The sequence below is a fragment of the Flavobacterium sp. ZE23DGlu08 genome, from assembly GCF_030505335.1.
Lineage (GTDB): Bacteria > Bacteroidota > Bacteroidia > Flavobacteriales > Flavobacteriaceae > Flavobacterium > Flavobacterium algoritolerans.
Map to the genome: position 1 here is coordinate 3,024,488 of NZ_CP130045.1, position 17,929 is coordinate 3,042,416.

General features: G+C 33.7%; 17 protein-coding genes. 13 read left to right on the forward strand and 4 right to left on the reverse strand.

Annotation, left to right across the window (positions count from 1 at the left end):
- Nucleotides 1–11: 11 nt before the first annotated feature.
- Both Q1W72_RS13280 and Q1W72_RS13285 read right to left on the reverse strand, forming a co-directional pair.
- Complete coding sequence (locus Q1W72_RS13280) at nucleotides 12–1,268, reverse strand: voltage-gated chloride channel family protein (protein ID WP_302135771.1); 1,257 nt, start codon at nucleotides 1,266–1,268, stop codon at nucleotides 12–14.
- Nucleotides 1,269–1,302: 34 nt separating this feature from the next.
- Nucleotides 1,303–1,713: a RidA family protein gene (locus tag Q1W72_RS13285; protein ID WP_099714710.1), complete on the reverse strand. Its 411-nt coding sequence runs from the start codon at nucleotides 1,711–1,713 to the stop codon at nucleotides 1,303–1,305.
- 283 nt (nucleotides 1,714–1,996) lie between these two features.
- Between Q1W72_RS13285 and Q1W72_RS13290 the strand changes: the two genes are divergently transcribed.
- A complete protein-coding gene (locus Q1W72_RS13290) occupies nucleotides 1,997–2,665 on the forward strand; it encodes a hypothetical protein (protein ID WP_099714711.1) in 669 nt (222 codons plus the stop codon).
- A gap of 18 nt (nucleotides 2,666–2,683) precedes the next feature.
- On the opposite strand, the gene Q1W72_RS13295 is transcribed toward Q1W72_RS13290, so the two are convergent.
- Nucleotides 2,684–3,211, reverse strand: coding sequence for a hypothetical protein (locus tag Q1W72_RS13295; RefSeq protein WP_099714712.1), 528 nt, complete (start codon nucleotides 3,209–3,211; stop codon nucleotides 2,684–2,686).
- A gap of 187 nt (nucleotides 3,212–3,398) precedes the next feature.
- On the opposite strand from Q1W72_RS13295, the gene guaA reads away from it, so the two are divergent.
- The 11 genes from guaA to Q1W72_RS13350 all read left to right on the forward strand — a co-directional run bounded on the left by guaA (nucleotide 3,399) and on the right by Q1W72_RS13350 (nucleotide 16,637).
- Nucleotides 3,399–4,928 carry a glutamine-hydrolyzing GMP synthase gene (gene guaA, locus Q1W72_RS13300; protein WP_099714713.1) on the forward strand — a complete coding sequence of 510 codons (1,530 nt, stop codon included), beginning with the start codon at nucleotides 3,399–3,401 and terminating at the stop codon, nucleotides 4,926–4,928.
- Nucleotides 4,929–5,057: 129 nt separating this feature from the next.
- Nucleotides 5,058–6,998, forward strand: coding sequence for a LysM peptidoglycan-binding domain-containing protein (locus Q1W72_RS13305; RefSeq protein WP_367881662.1), 1,941 nt, complete (start codon nucleotides 5,058–5,060; stop codon nucleotides 6,996–6,998).
- Complete coding sequence (locus Q1W72_RS13310; RefSeq protein ID WP_302135776.1) at nucleotides 6,998–7,399, forward strand: OsmC family protein; 402 nt, start codon at nucleotides 6,998–7,000, stop codon at nucleotides 7,397–7,399. Before Q1W72_RS13305 ends, Q1W72_RS13310 begins: the two co-directional genes overlap by 1 nt.
- Nucleotides 7,400–7,482: 83 nt before the next feature.
- Nucleotides 7,483–7,716 carry a DUF3820 family protein gene (locus Q1W72_RS13315; protein WP_099714715.1) on the forward strand — a complete coding sequence of 78 codons (234 nt, stop codon included), beginning with the start codon at nucleotides 7,483–7,485 and terminating at the stop codon, nucleotides 7,714–7,716.
- A gap of 152 nt (nucleotides 7,717–7,868) precedes the next feature.
- Nucleotides 7,869–9,482, forward strand: a complete 1,614-nt coding sequence (locus Q1W72_RS13320; RefSeq protein ID WP_121342579.1) for a CTP synthase — start codon at nucleotides 7,869–7,871, stop codon at nucleotides 9,480–9,482.
- A 62-nt stretch (nucleotides 9,483–9,544) separates the two neighbouring features.
- The gene (gene yidC / locus Q1W72_RS13325; protein ID WP_099714717.1) at nucleotides 9,545–11,449 is read left to right on the forward strand and encodes a membrane protein insertase YidC; all 1,905 of its coding nucleotides are present in this window, start codon (nucleotides 9,545–9,547) and stop codon (nucleotides 11,447–11,449) included.
- An 88-nt stretch (nucleotides 11,450–11,537) separates the two neighbouring features.
- A complete protein-coding gene (locus tag Q1W72_RS13330; RefSeq protein WP_302135779.1) occupies nucleotides 11,538–12,251 on the forward strand; it encodes a toxin-antitoxin system YwqK family antitoxin in 714 nt (237 codons plus the stop codon).
- A gap of 72 nt (nucleotides 12,252–12,323) precedes the next feature.
- On the forward strand, nucleotides 12,324–13,511 hold the full coding sequence (mnmA, locus tag Q1W72_RS13335) for a tRNA 2-thiouridine(34) synthase MnmA (protein WP_302135781.1): 1,188 nt from the start codon (nucleotides 12,324–12,326) through the stop codon (nucleotides 13,509–13,511).
- A gap of 131 nt (nucleotides 13,512–13,642) precedes the next feature.
- Nucleotides 13,643–15,259: a S8 family serine peptidase gene (locus tag Q1W72_RS13340; protein WP_099714721.1), complete on the forward strand. Its 1,617-nt coding sequence runs from the start codon at nucleotides 13,643–13,645 to the stop codon at nucleotides 15,257–15,259.
- A gap of 12 nt (nucleotides 15,260–15,271) precedes the next feature.
- Nucleotides 15,272–16,216, forward strand: coding sequence for a nitronate monooxygenase family protein (locus Q1W72_RS13345; protein ID WP_099714722.1), 945 nt, complete (start codon nucleotides 15,272–15,274; stop codon nucleotides 16,214–16,216).
- 10 nt (nucleotides 16,217–16,226) lie between these two features.
- The gene (locus Q1W72_RS13350) at nucleotides 16,227–16,637 is read left to right on the forward strand and encodes a hypothetical protein (protein ID WP_099716289.1); all 411 of its coding nucleotides are present in this window, start codon (nucleotides 16,227–16,229) and stop codon (nucleotides 16,635–16,637) included.
- A gap of 93 nt (nucleotides 16,638–16,730) precedes the next feature.
- Here Q1W72_RS13350 and Q1W72_RS13355 read toward each other — a convergent pair whose 3' ends face one another.
- Entirely contained in the window at nucleotides 16,731–17,171 is a 441-nt protein-coding gene (locus tag Q1W72_RS13355) for a DUF4268 domain-containing protein (protein WP_099714723.1), read from the reverse strand.
- Nucleotides 17,172–17,265: 94 nt separating this feature from the next.
- Here Q1W72_RS13355 and Q1W72_RS13360 point away from each other — a divergent pair, with 94 nt between their 5' ends.
- A complete protein-coding gene (locus Q1W72_RS13360) occupies nucleotides 17,266–17,910 on the forward strand; it encodes a CoA pyrophosphatase (protein ID WP_099714724.1) in 645 nt (214 codons plus the stop codon).
- The last annotated feature ends 19 nt before the right edge of the window (nucleotides 17,911–17,929 follow it).

Below are 17,929 nucleotides of genomic sequence, written 5' to 3' on the forward strand. Positions count from 1 at the left end.
CTTTTACAATGTTACAAAAGTTCCATATTTTTTCTTCTTACTTTTTGATACAGATTGTATTTTGCTCCTTTTACTATTTGAGCATTATAAATCCCCACTGACCCCGAAGAAAAATATGCGATAATACAAGCAATCCCAATAAAAACACCACTTTCTATCCCAAAAAGTTCTATTCCCATGACCGTACAAGCAATAGGAGTGTGGGTTGCTCCCGAAAAAACGGCTACAAATCCCATTCCTGCTAAAAGTGCAATAGGTAAAGGGACTACAACCGATAAAGCGCTTCCCAGTGTAGCACCAACGAAAAATAGCGGAGTCACTTCGCCACCTTTGAATCCTGCTCCGAGTGTAAAACCTGTGAATAATATTTTTAAAATAAAATCATACGAAGCATTTGGATTAGTAAACGAATCAATAATCTCCGGAATTCCTAAGCCGATGTATTTTGTGGTTCCAATGCAGTAAATGGTAACCGCAAGAATTATTCCTCCAATGAAAGGTCGAAGCGGAGGAAAGGATATGTTTTTTGAAAATAAATGACCCCAAAAATGGGTGCTTCGAGAAAATAACATGGCTGCTAAACCAAAAAGAATACTGACTGGAATTATCCAAAATAAGGTGGTAAAACTCATTTCGGGAATAATTGGAATACTATAATGGGTATGTTTTATGTGCCAAAACTCAACAGTGAAATAAGCGATGTATGCTGTCAAAAAGGACAATGGAATGCTTTTGTAACTGATTTTACTAAAATAAAGGACCTCCAACGCAAACAAGGCTCCAGCCAAAGGTGTTCCAAAAACGGAAGCAAAACCTGCACTTATTCCCAGAATGATTAATGTCTTTCTGTCTGCAGTATCAAGTTTGAAGATGCTTGTAAATTGATCGGCGATGGCGCCACCCATTTGTACTGCGGTTCCTTCACGACCCGCTGAGCCTCCAAAAAGATGCGTGATTAAGGTCCCAAAAAGTACTAAGGGAGCCATTTTTAAAGGAATTATTTTTTGAGGATTCTCGTATTCTTCCAGCAATAAATTATTGCCTTTAACTACAGATTTACCCCAATAATAATAGAGCAATCCTATTATGAGTCCGCCTATTGGCAAAAGCCAAATCAGCCAGTTGTTGTGTTCCCTATATTGTGTAACCCAATCCAGTGCCACTAAAAAAAATGCTGATGCCGATCCAGAAAAAATGCCTGTCAATACACAAATGAGAATCCATTTGAGTGTGACAAGCATTATTTTTTTAGTATTTTCTAAATTCATTACCTTAATTAAAGAAGTATTTTTTACAAAAGTATTATAATCCTTCCTGAATTAATGGTTTTTCAGAAGCTATAGCTGTAAATTCGATTTCAACTAAATATTCAGGTGCTACGAGTTGATTAATTCCGTAGAAACCAGTGGTAGGTTTTATGTCTTTAAAAAACTTGGCATGAGCAGTTGCAACAGCTTCAAATGTAGAAACGTCAGTAGTAAATATGCGGGTACGAATGACATCTTTCATGCTTACATTCAGGTCTTCCAAAACTTTTTCTACGCGCTCTAAAATGTTTAGTGTTTGGGCATGAGCATCGTCAGCTTTTACTTTTTCACCATCAACAATCGCTACCGTTCCTGATACTTCAATGATGTTTCCAATGCGTACAGCACGGCAATATCCCATTTTGTCTTCCCAAGGTGAACCTGTCAATATGTTTTCTCTTTTCATTTTAATTGTGTTTAGGTATTATTTGCATTGTTTAAATGCAATTTTTGGTGTGGCATAATATTTGCAATTTATAAAAAATACTGAAATGAAAAACAGTAATTTTTAATTAAAAACTTCAATTTTTGTTGAGAATTGTTAGAATATTTTAGGTTCTAAAAGGCAATAAATTTAAAAATTGAATGTTATAAATGAAAGTTAAATTATGCCATAATTAGTCATTTTATATGATTAGTTTTTTATTTTTAAAATTTTACAAGCACTGATAAATTAATTTAAAAAAGTTATGAAAAGGATTTTATTTTTAATGATTGCAATAAGTATGTCTTTAAGTGGATATGCTCAGAATGAATTTAGTTCAAAATTTACGCCTATTCCACTCAAAAATAATGCCCCTAAAATTAAAAAAGTAACTCCGCCAAAAGCAGAGATTCCTCCTATAAAGACTCCGAATGTATTTAAAAACCCAGAACTTTTAAACCCGAATCCGAGTCCTTCACTTTCAATTACTCCGACCACTAATTTTTCAATGACTCCGAAAAATGAATTTATTAATCCGGGAGATGTTTACAGAGATAAATTAAACAAAAAGGAAGACAATTCTGAAGGTATCGTTTACAGAAAAAATCAAAATTTAGGAAATTTTACAACAAGTTCGCTTACCGCCAAAGTAAGATACAGAGATGCAGCTTATGTCGATGGGGATAAGATTCGTGTGTACTTGAATGATAAAGTCGTTGAATATCAAGTGAATTTAGATAGTAATTTCCAGGGTTTTGAAATAGTTCTGGAAAAAGGATTCAACAAGATAGACTTTGAAGCCTTAAATCAAGGAAGTTCAGGTCCAAATACTGCTGAATTTCAGATTTATGATGACAATGGCGGTTTGATTTCGGCCAGTCAATGGAATCTTGGAACTGGTTTTAAAGCAACTATTATTGTTACAAAAGAATAATTTAGCACCGCTGATTTCTTAAAATGGATCAGCGGTAACTCTGAATTTCATATCAGATTTTACACTGATGTCTTGTGTTAAACTTTCTTTGATAACAGCTTTAGTTCTTATTTTGTAAGAAGATGCTTTGATGTATTTGTCTAATTTTTGAGAAGTACACGTTAGATTTATAGTATTTGAAGTCGAATTGATTTCATCTAAATAAGCCAATTCTATTTCGTCATTTGCATCTGTTGAAATGTATAAATGAATCGATTTTAGAAAACTGAATGACTTATTGCTTGGATCTGTGATGGTCAATTTTAACTCACTCAATTTTACATCTTTTACTAATTCAGCTTTGGTATTATTGTTTTCAAAAGTGGAACTTGAGTTTGTCGTGACATCTGGAGTAACCACATTAAAAGCAGTACCAAGAGGGAATCCACTTTCAATTTTAAAAGTTGTTTGATTGTCTATTGAAAAAGTCAATAAATCATCAATCACATTACATGAAGTTATTAAAAGCAGTACAGTTACTATTGATACATAAATTTTTGTTCTCATTGAAATGTTGTTTTGTCTTAAATTATTTTTTTAGAATGTATAAGTTCACTTACGAAAATTATAGGATTCGGGTTTTTTTAGGATTATTTTAATTTGATTTTAGCGGAATAATCCAAGTGAGACAAATAAAAAGAATATTTTTCAAAAATCAATTTTTCAATTCAAAATATAAAAAGTATTTTTGCGCATGCAACACAACGTACTTATTTTAGATTTCGGATCGCAATATACACAGCTTATTGCGCGTAGAGTTCGCGAATTAAATATATTCTGCGAAATTTTCCCTTACAATCATTTTCCGAGTGATTTATCATCTTATAAAGCAGTAATTCTTGGAGGAAGCCCTTTTTCTGTTAGAGGAGAAGATGCACCACATCCTGATTTATCTCAAATTAGAGGAAAACTACCTTTGTTAGCCGTTTGTTACGGAGCACAATATTTATCTCATTTTAGTGGAGGTGAAGTAGCAGCTTCAAACACTAGGGAATATGGTAGAGCTAATTTGTCTTTCATAAAAGAGAATGAAGTTTTCTTTGAAGGTGTTTCTGAGAACAGCCAAGTTTGGATGAGCCATAGTGATAGTATTAAGGCTTTGCCAACTGATGGTGTGAAAATTGCAAGCACACATGATGTGGAATTTGCAGCGTATAGAATTGAAGGAGAAACCACTTATGCAATTCAATACCACCCTGAAGTTTTCCATTCTACAGATGGATCAAAAATGCTGGAGAACTTTTTAGTGAAAATTGCAGAAGTTCCTCAAAATTTTACACCAAATGCTTTTGTTGAAGAAATGGTAGCGGAATTAAAAGAAAAATTACAAGACGATAAAGTAGTTCTTGGTCTTTCTGGAGGAGTAGATTCTACTGTAGCGGCAGTTTTATTAAATCAAGCTATTGGGAAAAACTTATACTGCATTTTTGTAAATAATGGTTTGCTTCGTAAAAACGAATTCCAAAACGTATTAGATCAATACAAAGGAATGGGTTTAAACGTAAAAGGAGTAGATGCCGGAGATCGTTTCTTATCTGAATTAGCAGGTGTAAGTGACCCGGAAACCAAACGTAAAATTATTGGACGTGTATTTATCGAGGTTTTCGATGATGAATCACACCTTATAGAAGATGTAAAATGGTTAGCACAAGGAACAATTTATCCTGACGTTATTGAATCAGTTTCGGTAAAAGGACCTTCGGCGACTATAAAATCGCACCATAATGTAGGAGGTTTACCTGATTACATGAAATTAAAAATTGTGGAGCCTTTGCGTATGCTTTTCAAAGATGAAGTGCGTAGAGTAGGAGCTTCATTAGGAATTGACCCAGAATTATTAGGAAGACACCCTTTCCCAGGACCAGGATTGTCCATTAGAATTTTAGGAGATATCACGCCGGAGAAAGTTAGAATTTTACAAGAAGTAGATTCTGTTTTTATCGAAGGATTGAAATCTTGGGGATTATACGACAAAGTTTGGCAGGCAGGAGCAATTTTGCTTCCGGTTAATAGTGTAGGTGTAATGGGCGATGAGCGTACGTATGAAAAAGTGATTGCGCTTCGTGCAGTAGAATCTACGGATGGTATGACTGCTGACTGGGTACATTTACCGTATGATTTCTTGATGAAAGTTTCTAATGATATCATCAATAAAGTAAAAGGAGTCAATAGAGTGGTCTATGACATTAGTTCAAAACCGCCAGCAACTATTGAGTGGGAATAATAATTTAGATTGTAATCTAATCTTTTGAACATCATTGTTTTTAATGTTCTCTATAAAACGGTATCAGATTTTTGGAATAAAATTTGATACCGTTCCGTTATTAATAATTGAATAATTTTATAAATAAAAATGATGAAATATTTTTTTGCTATTTGTATAACGGCTTTGTTTTTTAATTACAGTGTTTTTTCACAAGAAAAAACGACTACACATAAAGTAGAGAAAGGAGAGACAATCAGTCAGATTGCAATAAAGTACAACGTTACTCCGTATGATATTTACCAATTAAATCCAGATGCACAAAGTGGATTGAAACCCAATAGTGTTTTGCTGATTCCAAAAAACAACGGAAAACAAAAAGTAGCGGTTCAAACTAAGTCAGTTGCGAAAACGGTAACTCATGAAGTAGCACCAAAAGAAACTTTGTATGGAATCGAAAAAAAATATGGTGTTTCTGACGAAGCGTTAAAACAAGCAAATCCCTTTTTGGAAAAAGATGGATTACAAATTGGTCAAACCCTTACTATTCCCTCTGGCATTGGACAAAAAAATACTACTCCAGTGCAAACAAAAGTAGTGTATCATGATGTTCTTCCAAAAGAAACCAAATATTCTATTGCCAAGAAATATGGCATTACCATTGAAGAACTAGAGAAAAAAAATCCTGAAATAGTTTCGAATTTGCCTGTTGGGTATAAATTAATTATCAAAGGAAATGCTCCAAAAGTGGATAAAACTGCACCGGCGGTTGAAGCTAAAAAAGAAATTGTAAAAACAAGTCCTGAAAAAGTTTCTACTGCAGTCAATTATTTGAATTATACGGTAAAACCAAAAGAAACCTTGTATAGTTTATCAAAAATGGCAGGAATGAGTCAGGAAGGATTAATAGCTCTTAATCCTGCTTTATCTCAAGGTGTTGTGGAAGGTATGATTTTGAAATTTCCGGCAACGATTAGTATCCCACAAGAAACTAAAAAAGAATACGCTGTAATCTCAAAGAAAAGTAACGGTAGAAAGAAATTAGTGTTGCTTCTGCCTTTCAATATTTCAAAAATTGAAGGAGATACGGTCAATTCGACTGCAATGCGCTTGAAAAAAGACAAGTTCTTGAACATGACTTTGGATTTTTATGCAGGAGCTTTGGTGGCGATTGATTCTGCTAAACAACTAGGACTTGCTATAGATGTGAGTGTTTTTGATTCTCAAGAAACTAAAAATACCTCTAATGTTGCTGGAATAATCAAAGAAAATAATCTCGAAAATTCAGATGCTATCATTGGACCTTTCTATCAAAATAATGTGGAGAGAACAGCTGAACTATTAAATGCAAATCAAGTGCCGGTGATTTCTCCTTTATCAAAAGATACAGGTAATTCGTTTAGCAATATGCTTCAAACCATTCCTACTGCCACAGCAGTTAAAAATGCGATGTTCGATTTCATGAGAGCAAAAAACGGGAATATTATAGCGGTAGTGGATAAGAAAAAAGAATCGGTTATACAGTATATTAAAGAGAATCATAAAGATGTAAAATTTTCAACGCTTACTGCAAATGGTGGTGTATCTGCTGAAAATTTGAAAAGTTTATTTGTAAAAGACAGAATAAACTATGTGGTGATGGAAACTGGAAACACCGGAATGATTAAATCAACAATGGCGACTATGTTAGGTGCTATGGCTGCTTATAAAGTGCAATTGGTTATTTTGGAACCAAATGAAACATTAGATACTGATGAGATTAGTTTTGTGAATTTAACAAAATTGAAATTAATGTATCCTTCTGTTACTCGTGAAAACGAATCTCCTGAAGCTTTAGTTTTCGAAAAAGAATTTAAAAAGAAAAACAAAATTTATCCTAGTGCATTTGCAACTCGAGGTTTTGATATTACTTTTGATACCATGATGCGATTGTCACAAGACAAGAAATATCAAGAAACGATTGAAACTACAGCTACGGAGCAAGTAGATAATAAGTTCGAATTTTACAAAAAAGAAGACGGTGGCTACATTAATAAAGGAGTGTATATCTTATATTATGACACTGATTTAACTATAAAACAAGCAAACTAATGACATCAAAAGTGACATATTTAGGGGATTTAAGAACCTCCTCCATTCATTTACAATCAGGAAATGAAATTATTTCAGATGCTCCAGTAGACAATAATGGAAAAGGCGAGGCTTTTTCTCCAACGGATACCGTAGCCAATGCTTTGGCAAGTTGTATGATGACAGTTATGGGAATAAAAGCACGTGATTTAGAAGTTGATTTGAAAGGCTCCACCGCTGAAGTTACTAAAATCATGAATGCCGAACCAAGACGCATTGGTGCAATCGAAATTACATTTGAAATGTATGGAGAAGCGGATCAAAAGAATAAAACTATTCTGGAAAGAGTTGCCATGACTTGTCCTGTTTTTATGAGTTTAAATAGTGAAATCGAAAAGCGTATTATTTTTAACTGGAAATAAAGAGATTTGAGAAGCAAGAGATAAGAAACAAGAAGTATTAATAGTTCTTGTTTCTTATCTCTTGCTTCTTTTTTATTAAAAAAATGGATCAAAATCAAAAACAACTCATCAAACTTGCTCATACTAAAATGCCTTTTGGTAAATACGAAGGAAAGTATCTTATTGACTTGCCTGAATATTATGTGGTTTGGTACAGCAATAAAGGATTTCCGAAAGGCGAGTTAGGGCAGCAGCTTCAACTGATTTATGAACTAAAATTGAACGGATTAGAGGAATTGATACGAAATATTAAAAAAAGATACCCGAAACCACTTTAATTTATGAATTCAATAATGTTCTGAATTTTAAATTAGAACGTTTACCAATTCTTAAATTTCCAAATTATCTCATTTTCAAATTAGCTTTTTCTCAATTTATAATTGTATTTTTGCCAAGTTTTTTACACAACTACAACACAAACAACAACAGAATGAATCAAACGAAATATATTTTTGTCACTGGCGGTGTGACTTCTTCTCTGGGGAAAGGAATCATAGCAGCATCTTTGGCAAAATTGTTACAAGCCAGAGGGTATCGTACAACTATCCAAAAGTTTGACCCTTATATTAATGTAGATCCAGGAACATTAAATCCTTATGAACATGGGGAATGTTATGTTACTGATGATGGAGCAGAAACAGATTTAGATTTAGGACATTACGAGCGTTTCTTGAATGTTCCTACTTCTCAGGCGAATAATGTTACTACTGGAAGAATTTATCTTTCGGTTATTGAAAAAGAAAGAAGAGGAGAATTTCTTGGTAAAACGGTACAAGTAGTACCTCATATTACCAATGAAATTAAAGATAGAATGCAATTGCTTGGTAAATCAGGTGATTATGATATTGTAATTACGGAGATTGGTGGAACGGTAGGAGATATTGAATCTTTGCCTTACATAGAATCCGTTCGTCAATTGGTTTGGGAATTAGGGGAACACAACGGAATTGTGATTCATCTTACTTTGGTACCTTATTTGGCTGCTGCAGGAGAATTAAAGACAAAACCAACACAGCATTCCGTTAAAACTTTGATGGAAAGCGGTATTAAAGCGGACATTTTAGTTTGTAGAACAGAGCATGAAATTTCTGAAGAATTAAGAAATAAATTGGCCTTATTCTGTAATGTAAAAAGAGAAGCTGTTATTCAGTCTATTGATGCTTCGACTATTTATGAAGTACCAAATTTAATGTTGGAAGAAGGACTTGATGTAGTTGCATTAAAGAAATTAGATTTACCTAAAAAAGCGGCTCCAGATTTGAAGAACTGGAATACTTTTTTACGCAGATTGAAACATCCAAAGCATGTTGTAAACATCGGTTTGATTGGTAAATATGTAGAAATGCAAGATTGTTACAAATCTATTTTGGAAGCATTCATTCACTCAGGTGCAGCAAATGAAACCAAAGTTAATGTGATTTCTATTCATTCAGAACATATTGACGCAACAAACATAAACGAGAAATTAGCCGGTTTAGACGGAATTCTTGTTGCTCCTGGTTTTGGAGAAAGAGGAATTGAAGGGAAAATCGAAGCTGTTCGTTATGCCCGTGAAAATAAAGTGCCGTTTTTCGGAATTTGTTTGGGTATGCAAATGGCAATTATCGAATATTCAAGAAATATTGTAGGCTATGCTGATGCAAATTCTACTGAAATGAACGAGCATACTTCCCATCCGGTTGTAAACCTTATGGAAGAGCAAAAAACGATTACAGATAAAGGCGGAACAATGCGTCTTGGTGCATGGAAATGTGATATCAAACAAGATTCATTGGCATATAAAATTTACGGAAAAGAGACTATTTCGGAACGTCACCGTCACCGTTATGAGTACAACAGTAATTATGTAGCGCAATTGCAAAATGCAGGATTAATAGCTTCGGGTGTGAATCCAGATACAGGATTGGTTGAGATTATAGAAATAGAAAATCATCCATTTTTCATTGGGGTACAATACCATCCGGAATACAAAAGTACGGTAGCGAATCCGCATCCTATTTTTGTGAATTTTGTAGCAGCAGCGGTTCAGGCAAAGAAAAAATAACTGGAAATGATTTGGTTCCAATAAACGGTACACTTTAAACTTTTAAACTTTTTTTAATTATAATGGAACAAAAAAAATTTGATCTCAATTCGATTATAGGTTTTGCATTAATTTTTGGTATTTTGGTTTGGATTATGTATCAAAATCAACCAGATCCTAAAGTGGTTGCCGCTGAGAAAGCCCAAAAAGAGCTTGCAATTAAACAGGCTAAAGCCAAAGAATTAGAGGCGAAAACTGTTGCAAAAGCTACTATTGCCGTTGCAGCAACCGGAGATTCTACACAATTGGCCCAATTGCAAAAGACATTAGGAAATTTTGCTTATTCTGCAACACTTCCTTCCGCTACAGCTGGTTTTACAACTATTGAAAACGAATTGGTTAAATTAAAAATTGCCAATAAAGGGGGGTATATTGTTGAAGCCACTTTGAAAAAGTTTGAAAAATTCAAAAAAGGTTCCGGGCAATTAGTTGAATTGATAAAAGACAATAATGCTAATTTAAATGTACAATTGCTAACCAGCGATAACCGTACTTTAAATTCTAAAGACTTGTATTTTGAGCCTACTTTGACAAAAGTTGGAGCAGATCAAGTGTTGTCCATGAAATTAAAAGCGGGAGCTAATGAATTCTTGGAATACAAATACATATTAAAACCAAACGATTACATGATTGGTTTTGATATTCGTTCTCAAGGATTGAACAAAGTTTTAAACACAGCTAAACCATTGGATTTAGAATGGAACTTGAAAACCTTTAGAAATGAGAAAAGTGTATCTTACGAAAACCGTTATACTGAAATTTATTTTGAGCATAAAGAAGGAAAAGTTGATTACGCTGGTTTAGGTCAATCAGAAGAATCAGATCTTGAAAAAGCAACTTTTGTAGCTTTCAAACAGCACTTTTTCTCAACGATACTATTGTCAAAAACTCCTTTCGAAACAGCTAAAGTGAAGTCTGATAATTTGGTAAAAGATGATAAAATCGATACCACTTTTACGAAACAATTTAAAGCAAATATCCCATTAGCTTTTGAAAATGGAGAATTAGATCATAAAATGAGTTGGTACTTTGGTCCAACAGATTACAAGACTTTAAGTCATTATGATAAAAATTTAGAAAAAATCATCTCATTAGGTTGGGGAATTTTCGGATGGATCAATAAAATTATTTTTATTCCATTATTCGGATTTTTAAGTACTTATATAGCTTACGGAATTGCTATTATTATTTTTACAATAATTATAAAATTAGCAATGTCGCCTATTACATTCAAATCATTCTTGTCACAAGCCAAGATGAAAGTATTGCGACCTGAGATTACAGAATTGGGAGAAAAATTCAAAAAAGACCCAATGAAGAAACAACAGGAAACTATGAAATTGTACAATAAAGCAGGAGTAAATCCTATGGCAGGATGTATTCCAGCCTTGATTCAGCTTCCTTTTATGTATGCTTCGTTTCAGTTTTTTCCATCAGCTTTTGAGTTAAGACAAAAAAGCTTCCTTTGGGCAGATGATTTATCTTCTTTTGATGAAATAATACGTTTGCCTTTCTATATTCCTTTTTACGGAAATCACATCAGTTTGTTTCCAGTGCTTGCCTCGATTGCTATTTTCTTCTATATGAAAATGACTTCTGGTGACCAACAAATGGCGGCTCCACAACAAGAAGGAATGCCGGATATGGCGAAGATGATGAAAATCATGATTTATGTATCGCCAATCATGATGTTGTTTTTTTTCAACAGTTATGGTGCGGGATTGAGTTTATATAACTTTATTTCGAATCTAATTACTATTGGGATTATGATTGTCATTAAAAGATACTTTATCGATAGTGATAAGATTCATGCTCAAATTCAAGAAAACAAATTGAAAGAGCCGAAAAAACAAGGTAAATTCCAGAAAAAACTGCAAGAAGTTATGGAACAAGCCGAAGCTCAAAAAGCACAACAAAAGAAAAAGTAATAAATAAAAAAATCTCGATATATTTCGGGATTTTTTTTATTTACATATAATTTAAGCGATCCAAATTCGTTATTATAAAAAAGTAATTATGAAGACATTTTGTAAAAAAGGACTGTTAGTTTTAATGTTTTTGAATGTGTTCTCTTTTTATGCACAAACAGATTTCAATAAGCTAGATGATAAAGGGAAAAAGCACGGAGTATGGAAAGGGTTTTATGAGGAATCGAAAAGACCCAGATATGAAGGGACTTTTGATCACGGAAAAGAAATTGGAGTTTTTAATTTTTACGATGATACCAAAGCTAAATCCATAATTGCCACAAGGGAATTTAATGCAAAAGACAATTCAGCATATACCATTTTCTATGACCAGAATAAGAATAAAGTAAGTGAGGGTAAAGTGGTCAATAAATTATTTGAAGGACAATGGAAGTACTACCATCAAGCTTCAAAAAATATTATGACTACAGAAAATTACGTAAATGGTAAGCTGGAAGGTTTGCGTACGGTTTTTTATCTTAGTGGTAAAATTGCAGAAGAAATCAGTTATAAAAACAATTTGAAAAACGGTTTTTATAAAAAATATACTGAAAAAGGAATTGTATTGGAAGAGTCAATTTTTAAGAATAACATCTATAGCGGTTTAGCAATTTTTAGTGATACAAATGGCAATGTAGTTTCTAAAGGGCAGTTTGTAAATGGTAAAAAATCCGGAATTTGGCAGTTTTTTGAAAAAGGGAAATTGGTAAAAGAAACGAATATGAGTTTTCCGGAGAATGCAACAAAATCCAAAAATAATTAACTTTATAGTTAACAAATACTGTTGTAAATCTTTTGTAACTTTGCATCCTTGTAAAATTATAATTTTTTGAAGATGAAGCGTGTTGTTGTAGGACTTTCTGGAGGTGTAGATTCAAGTGTTGCTGCTTATTTATTGCAACAACAAGGGTATGAAGTCATAGGTCTTTTTATGAAAAATTGGCATGATGATTCGGTTACTATTTCTAATGAATGTCCGTGGCTTGAAGACAGTAATGATGCTTTATTAGTTGCTGAAAAGTTAGGAATTCCTTTCCAAACAGTTGATTTGAGTGAAGAATACAAAGAGAAAATCGTGGACTATATGTTCAACGAATATGAAAAAGGACGCACTCCAAATCCTGATGTGCTTTGTAACCGCGAAATAAAATTTGATGTTTTCATGAAAATCGCTTTAAGTCTTGGTGCCGATTATGTGGCTACCGGACATTATTGCCAAAAAAGTGAAATCGAAGTAAACGGAAAAACGGTTTATCAACTGAAAGCCGGTGCTGATACTAATAAAGATCAATCGTATTTTTTGTGTCAATTATCTCAAGAGCAATTGGCAAAATCATTATTTCCTATTGGCGAATTGACAAAACCGGAAGTTCGTGAAATAGCGGCTCAAATGGATTTGATTACTGCCGAAAAGAAAGATTCGCAAGGATTATGCTTTATTGGAAAAGTACGTTTGCCAGAGTTTTTACAGCAAAAATTGCAACCAAAAGACGGAATTATAATTCAAATTGATAAAAACGATCCTGTTTACAATTTTGAAAAAGACACTGAATTAGCCTTGGAAGATAGTTTGATGTCTGATGCACGAAAGATTCCGTACACTCCAGACATGGGTAAAGTAGTGGGAAAACATCAAGGTGCTCATTATTTCACTATTGGACAACGTAAAGGACTAAATGTTGGAGGAACAACTGATCCGTTGTTTATTATTGCCACTAATGTGGAAACCAATACTATTTATACTGGATTGACCAGCCAACATCCTGGATTATTCATGAGCGCCTTATTTATAGAAAAAAATGAAGTGCATTGGATTCGTGAAGATTTGTCTTTGGCCAATGGAGCAACTATGCAAGTAATGGCTAGAATCCGATACAGACAACCTTTGCAGAGTGCTACCTTGCATCAATTTGAAAACGGAATGTACGTTGCCTTTGACGAACCACAATCTGCAATAACAGAAGGGCAATTTGTGGCCTGGTATTTAGGGGAAGAATTAGTTGGTTCGGGAGTAATTTCTTAGTTTAGTACTTTATTTATAAAAAGCTCTAAAAACAAATGTTTTTCTGGGATTAAAACATCCTGAAAATCAATAATAATGATTCAATCCTAGCGATAGTTGAAGTTTTTAGGACTAAAAAAAATAAAGTTACTATGAAAAAAACCTACATATTTCTTTTTTTACTGATTACTTCAGCTGCTTTTTCCCAACAAGATGCTTGGGTATATTTTAATGCAAAACCCAATTCCCAATTTTATTTAGATACACCTTTGGAAATGCTAACCCAAAGAGCATTAGATAGAAGAACCAATCAAAATATTGCTTTAGACTTTAAAGATGTTCCAGTAGAGGAATCCTTTATTGATCAAGTAAAATCAGCAACGGGAATTACTGTCATGGCAAAGTCCAAATGGATGAACGCGGTCCATGTACGTGGATCACAATCAAATATAAATGGATTGGCAATGCTTTCTTTTGTCAGTAAAGTTGATTTTGCAAATAAAACACTGAATCAAACTGCAAAAATAGCGAAGCTGTCAAAAATAAAGAGGGTAAATAAAACCAAGAAAACCAAAATTGACTATGCTTATGGTTCTTCATCGAATCAAATCCAAATGCTTAACGGGCATCAGTTGCACCAACAAAATTATACGGGTTCCGGTAAAATAATAGCGGTTTTGGATGCTGGATTTCCGGGAGTGAATACCGTTCAGCCTTTTCAAAGATTAAGAACAAATAACCAGATTTTAGGAGGTTATAATTTTGTATTAAGAAATCCTGATTTTTATACTGGAGTTTCACACGGGACTTCGGTACTTTCTTCAATGGGTGGTTACAAAGAAAATTCGTTAGTGGGAACAGCACCAGATGCATCTTATTATTTATTCATCACCGAAGATGATACCTCAGAAAATCCTGTTGAAGAATCGCTTTGGGTCGAAGCAGCAGAAACAGCCGATAGTTTAGGAGTGGATATTATCAATACTTCTTTGGGGTATTTTGATTACGATAATGATGCGTATAGTCATACATATAGTGAAATAAATGGTACAACTGCATTCATATCCCGTGGGGCTGAAATTGCATTTAGCAGAGGTATGATTATAGTGACATCGGCCGGTAATTCAGGTGGTACATCAGATCCATATATTGCTGTTCCTGCAGATGCTGCTTCAGTAATTGCTGTAGGTGCAGTAAATTCTTCAGAAGTATTAACTTCGTTCAGTTCAGTAGGTCCTTCATTTGACGGAAGAATAAAACCAGAAGTCATGGCACAAGGTCAAGCGGCAATAGTGTCAGATGCTGCGGGAAATATCGTGACTGCTAATGGAACATCTTTTTCAAGTCCTATAATGGCAGGAATGATTGCTTGTTTATGGCAGGCATTTCCCCAAAAAACAAATCGGGAAATTAGAGAATTAGTATTAAAATCAGCAGATAAATTTTCCACTCCCAATAATCAATATGGATTTGGAATTCCTGATTTTGCATTGGCCTTAAATAACCAGTTGGCTTTAGAATCCTTTTCTAAAGATGATTTTATACTTTATCCCAATCCAGCAAGTGATACCGTTTCAGTTTCTTTACCTGCAAAATTTGATATGGGTACAGTATTTATTTATTCCATTTTAGGGCAAAAAGTTTTAGAACAAGAAATAACGCCACAGGCATCTATTATTTCATTGAAATCTCTGAATGAAGGAGTGTATCTTTATAAAATGGAATCAGATGGTTTTTCTAAAACGGGAAAAATAATTAAAAAATTATAGCAGCAATAGTACATGAATAAAATCACAGAACTTTTTAAAATTAAATATCCAATTATTCAAGGAGGAATGATTTGGAATAGTGGTTATAAATTAGCAAGTGCAGTGAGTAATGCCGGAGGTTTAGGATTGATTGGAGCAGGCTCGATGTACCCTGAAGTTTTACGGGAACACATTCAAAAATGTAAAAAGTCTACTTCAAAACCTTTTGGAGTAAACGTCCCGATGTTGTATCCCAATATCGAAGAAATCATGAAAATTATCGTTGATGAAGGTGTGAAAATCGTTTTCACTTCGGCTGGGAATCCAAAAACATGGACTTCTTATTTGAAAGAAAATGGCATAACTGTTGTTCATGTAGTCAGCAGTTCTGTTTTTGCATTAAAAGCACAAGACGCAGGTGTTGATGCAGTTGTTGCCGAAGGTTTCGAAGCCGGCGGACATAATGGTAGAGAAGAAACTACTACGCTTACGCTGATTCCGATGGTAAAAGAAAAAATTACCATTCCGTTGATTGCTGCTGGAGGTATTGCAACCGGTCGTGGTATGCTAGCAACGATGGTACTGGGAGCAGATGGAGTTCAGGTAGGAAGTAGATTTGCAGCATCATTAGAATCATCGGCACATGATAATTTTAAAGAAACGATTATAAATCTTAAAGAGGGCGATACACAACTGACTTTGAAAGAACTCGCTCCTGTTCGGTTGATTAAAAATAAATTTTATCAGGATGTTCAGGAATTGTATGAAAAATGTCCAACCAAAGAAGAATTAATAGATTTGCTGGGAAGAGCAAGGGCAAAACGTGGTATGTTTGAAGGCGATTTAATCGAAGGAGAATTAGAGATTGGACAAATAGCAGGATTGATCCACGATATAAAACCAGCCGCAACAATCATTCAGGAAATGATAGCCGATTTTGAAACAGCCAGAAAAGAAATAGTTAATTTTGATTTTTAATTTATTAGGAATGACAAAGACAAAAATATATATAGTATTGCTTTTTTTAGTAATGGGATTACAGCATTCTTTTGGTCAAAATTATAAGTTTAAAACTTCGGGTTTTAGCGTTTTAGAAAAAACAGAAAAAGGAAAATGGGGGAAGTGGTCTGATCTAGATTTAGTCAATATTTTAGTCACATTGGATACCGATAAAAATAGAATAGTAGTCTATTCTCAAATCATTCAACTGTTTGAAATCATAGATTATCAACCTATTGAAGAGAATGATACTGATATTGTTTACTCTTTTACCTGTAAGGATAATGAAGGATTAGATTGTACCGTTTCTATCATCACCAGAAAAAAACAGGATAATAGGAAGCAATTGTATATCAATTATGAAGATCGGATTATTGTGTATAATATTTTCAATATGTGATGAATTGGATAAAAAAATGCTTGAATTTGAACAGATAATCCGTTCGAATTGAAGCATTTTTTTTAAATAGAAAATTCTATTTGAGTTTCTAATTTAAAGTTTCTCAATATCCTTTATAAAATCATCATACTCTGAATAAAATAATTCCAGAGCATTCATTTTTTCATTGTAAAAGTCAAATATTTCATCCCAATAGTTGCGATTACTCACACCGACTCCTAGTTTTTCAACCCAAATTCTACTGATGGTTTTGCCACTTTCCAGTGTGTATTCTTTTTCGAAAACCAAGTCTTTGATGAAGTCCTCGTCAAGAATAGTTCTTAGCGCTTCCAGTTTTTCAAAATAAGCAATTCTTTTTTCATCACTTCGATGTTCAATATCTATTAAAACTTGAGCTTTTTTATTGTCTACATAAAATTTAAAAGAAAAATCCTTGATTTTAGTATCGTATAATACCCATTTTCTAGGATATTTCTCTGCGAATGCAACCCAGAATTCTCGTTTTAACCTTTGTGTTTCTTCTTTGCTGTACATTTGTAATGACTTTTTGGTTATAGAAAAACTTGTGCAATTGTATTTTCTAAACTATATTTATATGCTGTTTTATATGCAAAAATAGACTTTGATTATGGATTTTCAAGAATTTTTACAGTATGTTCCTAAATTAATTGAAGCAAGGCTTCCAGCTTTTGATGCACATGTAAAAATGGCGCCTTTAGAACGATTGGAAAGCTTAAAGAATATCAATATTGAAGATAAAAAGCCAAGAATTGCAGCAGTAATGATGCTTTTTTATCCTAAAAATGATACGACACATTTAGTGTTAATCGTACGAAATTCCTATAAAGGAGTTCATTCTGCTCAAATTGCATTTCCGGGAGGTAAGTACGAATTCGAAGATGAGAATTTTGCTCAAACGGCACTTCGGGAAACGCATGAAGAGGTAGGAATTCATCCGGATAAAATTGAAATTCTTAAACCGTTTACAGAATTATATATTCCGCCAAGTAACTTTATGGTACATCCTTTTTTGGGTATCAGTAAAGAAGAATTGGTGTTTATACCGCAACCTTCGGAAGTGGCAAATATTATCGAATTGCCCTTGTCAGTTTTTTTAGACGATGCACTTGTAGTAGATACAAATTTGACAACTTCCTACGCTGACAACATCAGTATTCCGGCTTTTAAAATTGAGGAGCATATTGTTTGGGGTGCTACAGCAATGATGTTGAGTGAGTTAAAAGAGGTTTTGAAAGAGGTTCTTGGAGAGTAAATTTTAATATTCTGCGTTA

Bases quoted from the DNA above. Each gene is read 5' to 3' on its own strand.
- Q1W72_RS13280 (WP_302135771.1), bottom strand. From the start codon at position 1,268: ATGAATTTAGAAAATACTAAAAAAATAATGCTTGTCACACTCAAATGG.
- Q1W72_RS13285 (WP_099714710.1), bottom strand. From the start codon at position 1,713: ATGAAAAGAGAAAACATATTGACAGGTTCACCTTGGGAAGACAAAATG.
- Q1W72_RS13290 (WP_099714711.1), top strand. From the start codon at position 1,997: ATGAAAAGGATTTTATTTTTAATGATTGCAATAAGTATGTCTTTAAGT.
- Q1W72_RS13295 (WP_099714712.1), bottom strand. From the start codon at position 3,211: ATGAGAACAAAAATTTATGTATCAATAGTAACTGTACTGCTTTTAATA.
- guaA (WP_099714713.1), top strand. From the start codon at position 3,399: ATGCAACACAACGTACTTATTTTAGATTTCGGATCGCAATATACACAG.
- Q1W72_RS13305 (WP_367881662.1), top strand. From the start codon at position 5,058: ATGATGAAATATTTTTTTGCTATTTGTATAACGGCTTTGTTTTTTAAT.
- Q1W72_RS13310 (WP_302135776.1), top strand. From the start codon at position 6,998: ATGACATCAAAAGTGACATATTTAGGGGATTTAAGAACCTCCTCCATT.
- Q1W72_RS13315 (WP_099714715.1), top strand. From the start codon at position 7,483: ATGGATCAAAATCAAAAACAACTCATCAAACTTGCTCATACTAAAATG.
- Q1W72_RS13320 (WP_121342579.1), top strand. From the start codon at position 7,869: ATGAATCAAACGAAATATATTTTTGTCACTGGCGGTGTGACTTCTTCT.
- yidC (WP_099714717.1), top strand. From the start codon at position 9,545: ATGGAACAAAAAAAATTTGATCTCAATTCGATTATAGGTTTTGCATTA.
- Q1W72_RS13330 (WP_302135779.1), top strand. From the start codon at position 11,538: ATGAAGACATTTTGTAAAAAAGGACTGTTAGTTTTAATGTTTTTGAAT.
- mnmA (WP_302135781.1), top strand. From the start codon at position 12,324: ATGAAGCGTGTTGTTGTAGGACTTTCTGGAGGTGTAGATTCAAGTGTT.
- Q1W72_RS13340 (WP_099714721.1), top strand. From the start codon at position 13,643: ATGAAAAAAACCTACATATTTCTTTTTTTACTGATTACTTCAGCTGCT.
- Q1W72_RS13345 (WP_099714722.1), top strand. From the start codon at position 15,272: ATGAATAAAATCACAGAACTTTTTAAAATTAAATATCCAATTATTCAA.
- Q1W72_RS13350 (WP_099716289.1), top strand. From the start codon at position 16,227: ATGACAAAGACAAAAATATATATAGTATTGCTTTTTTTAGTAATGGGA.
- Q1W72_RS13355 (WP_099714723.1), bottom strand. From the start codon at position 17,171: ATGTACAGCAAAGAAGAAACACAAAGGTTAAAACGAGAATTCTGGGTT.
- Q1W72_RS13360 (WP_099714724.1), top strand. From the start codon at position 17,266: ATGGATTTTCAAGAATTTTTACAGTATGTTCCTAAATTAATTGAAGCA.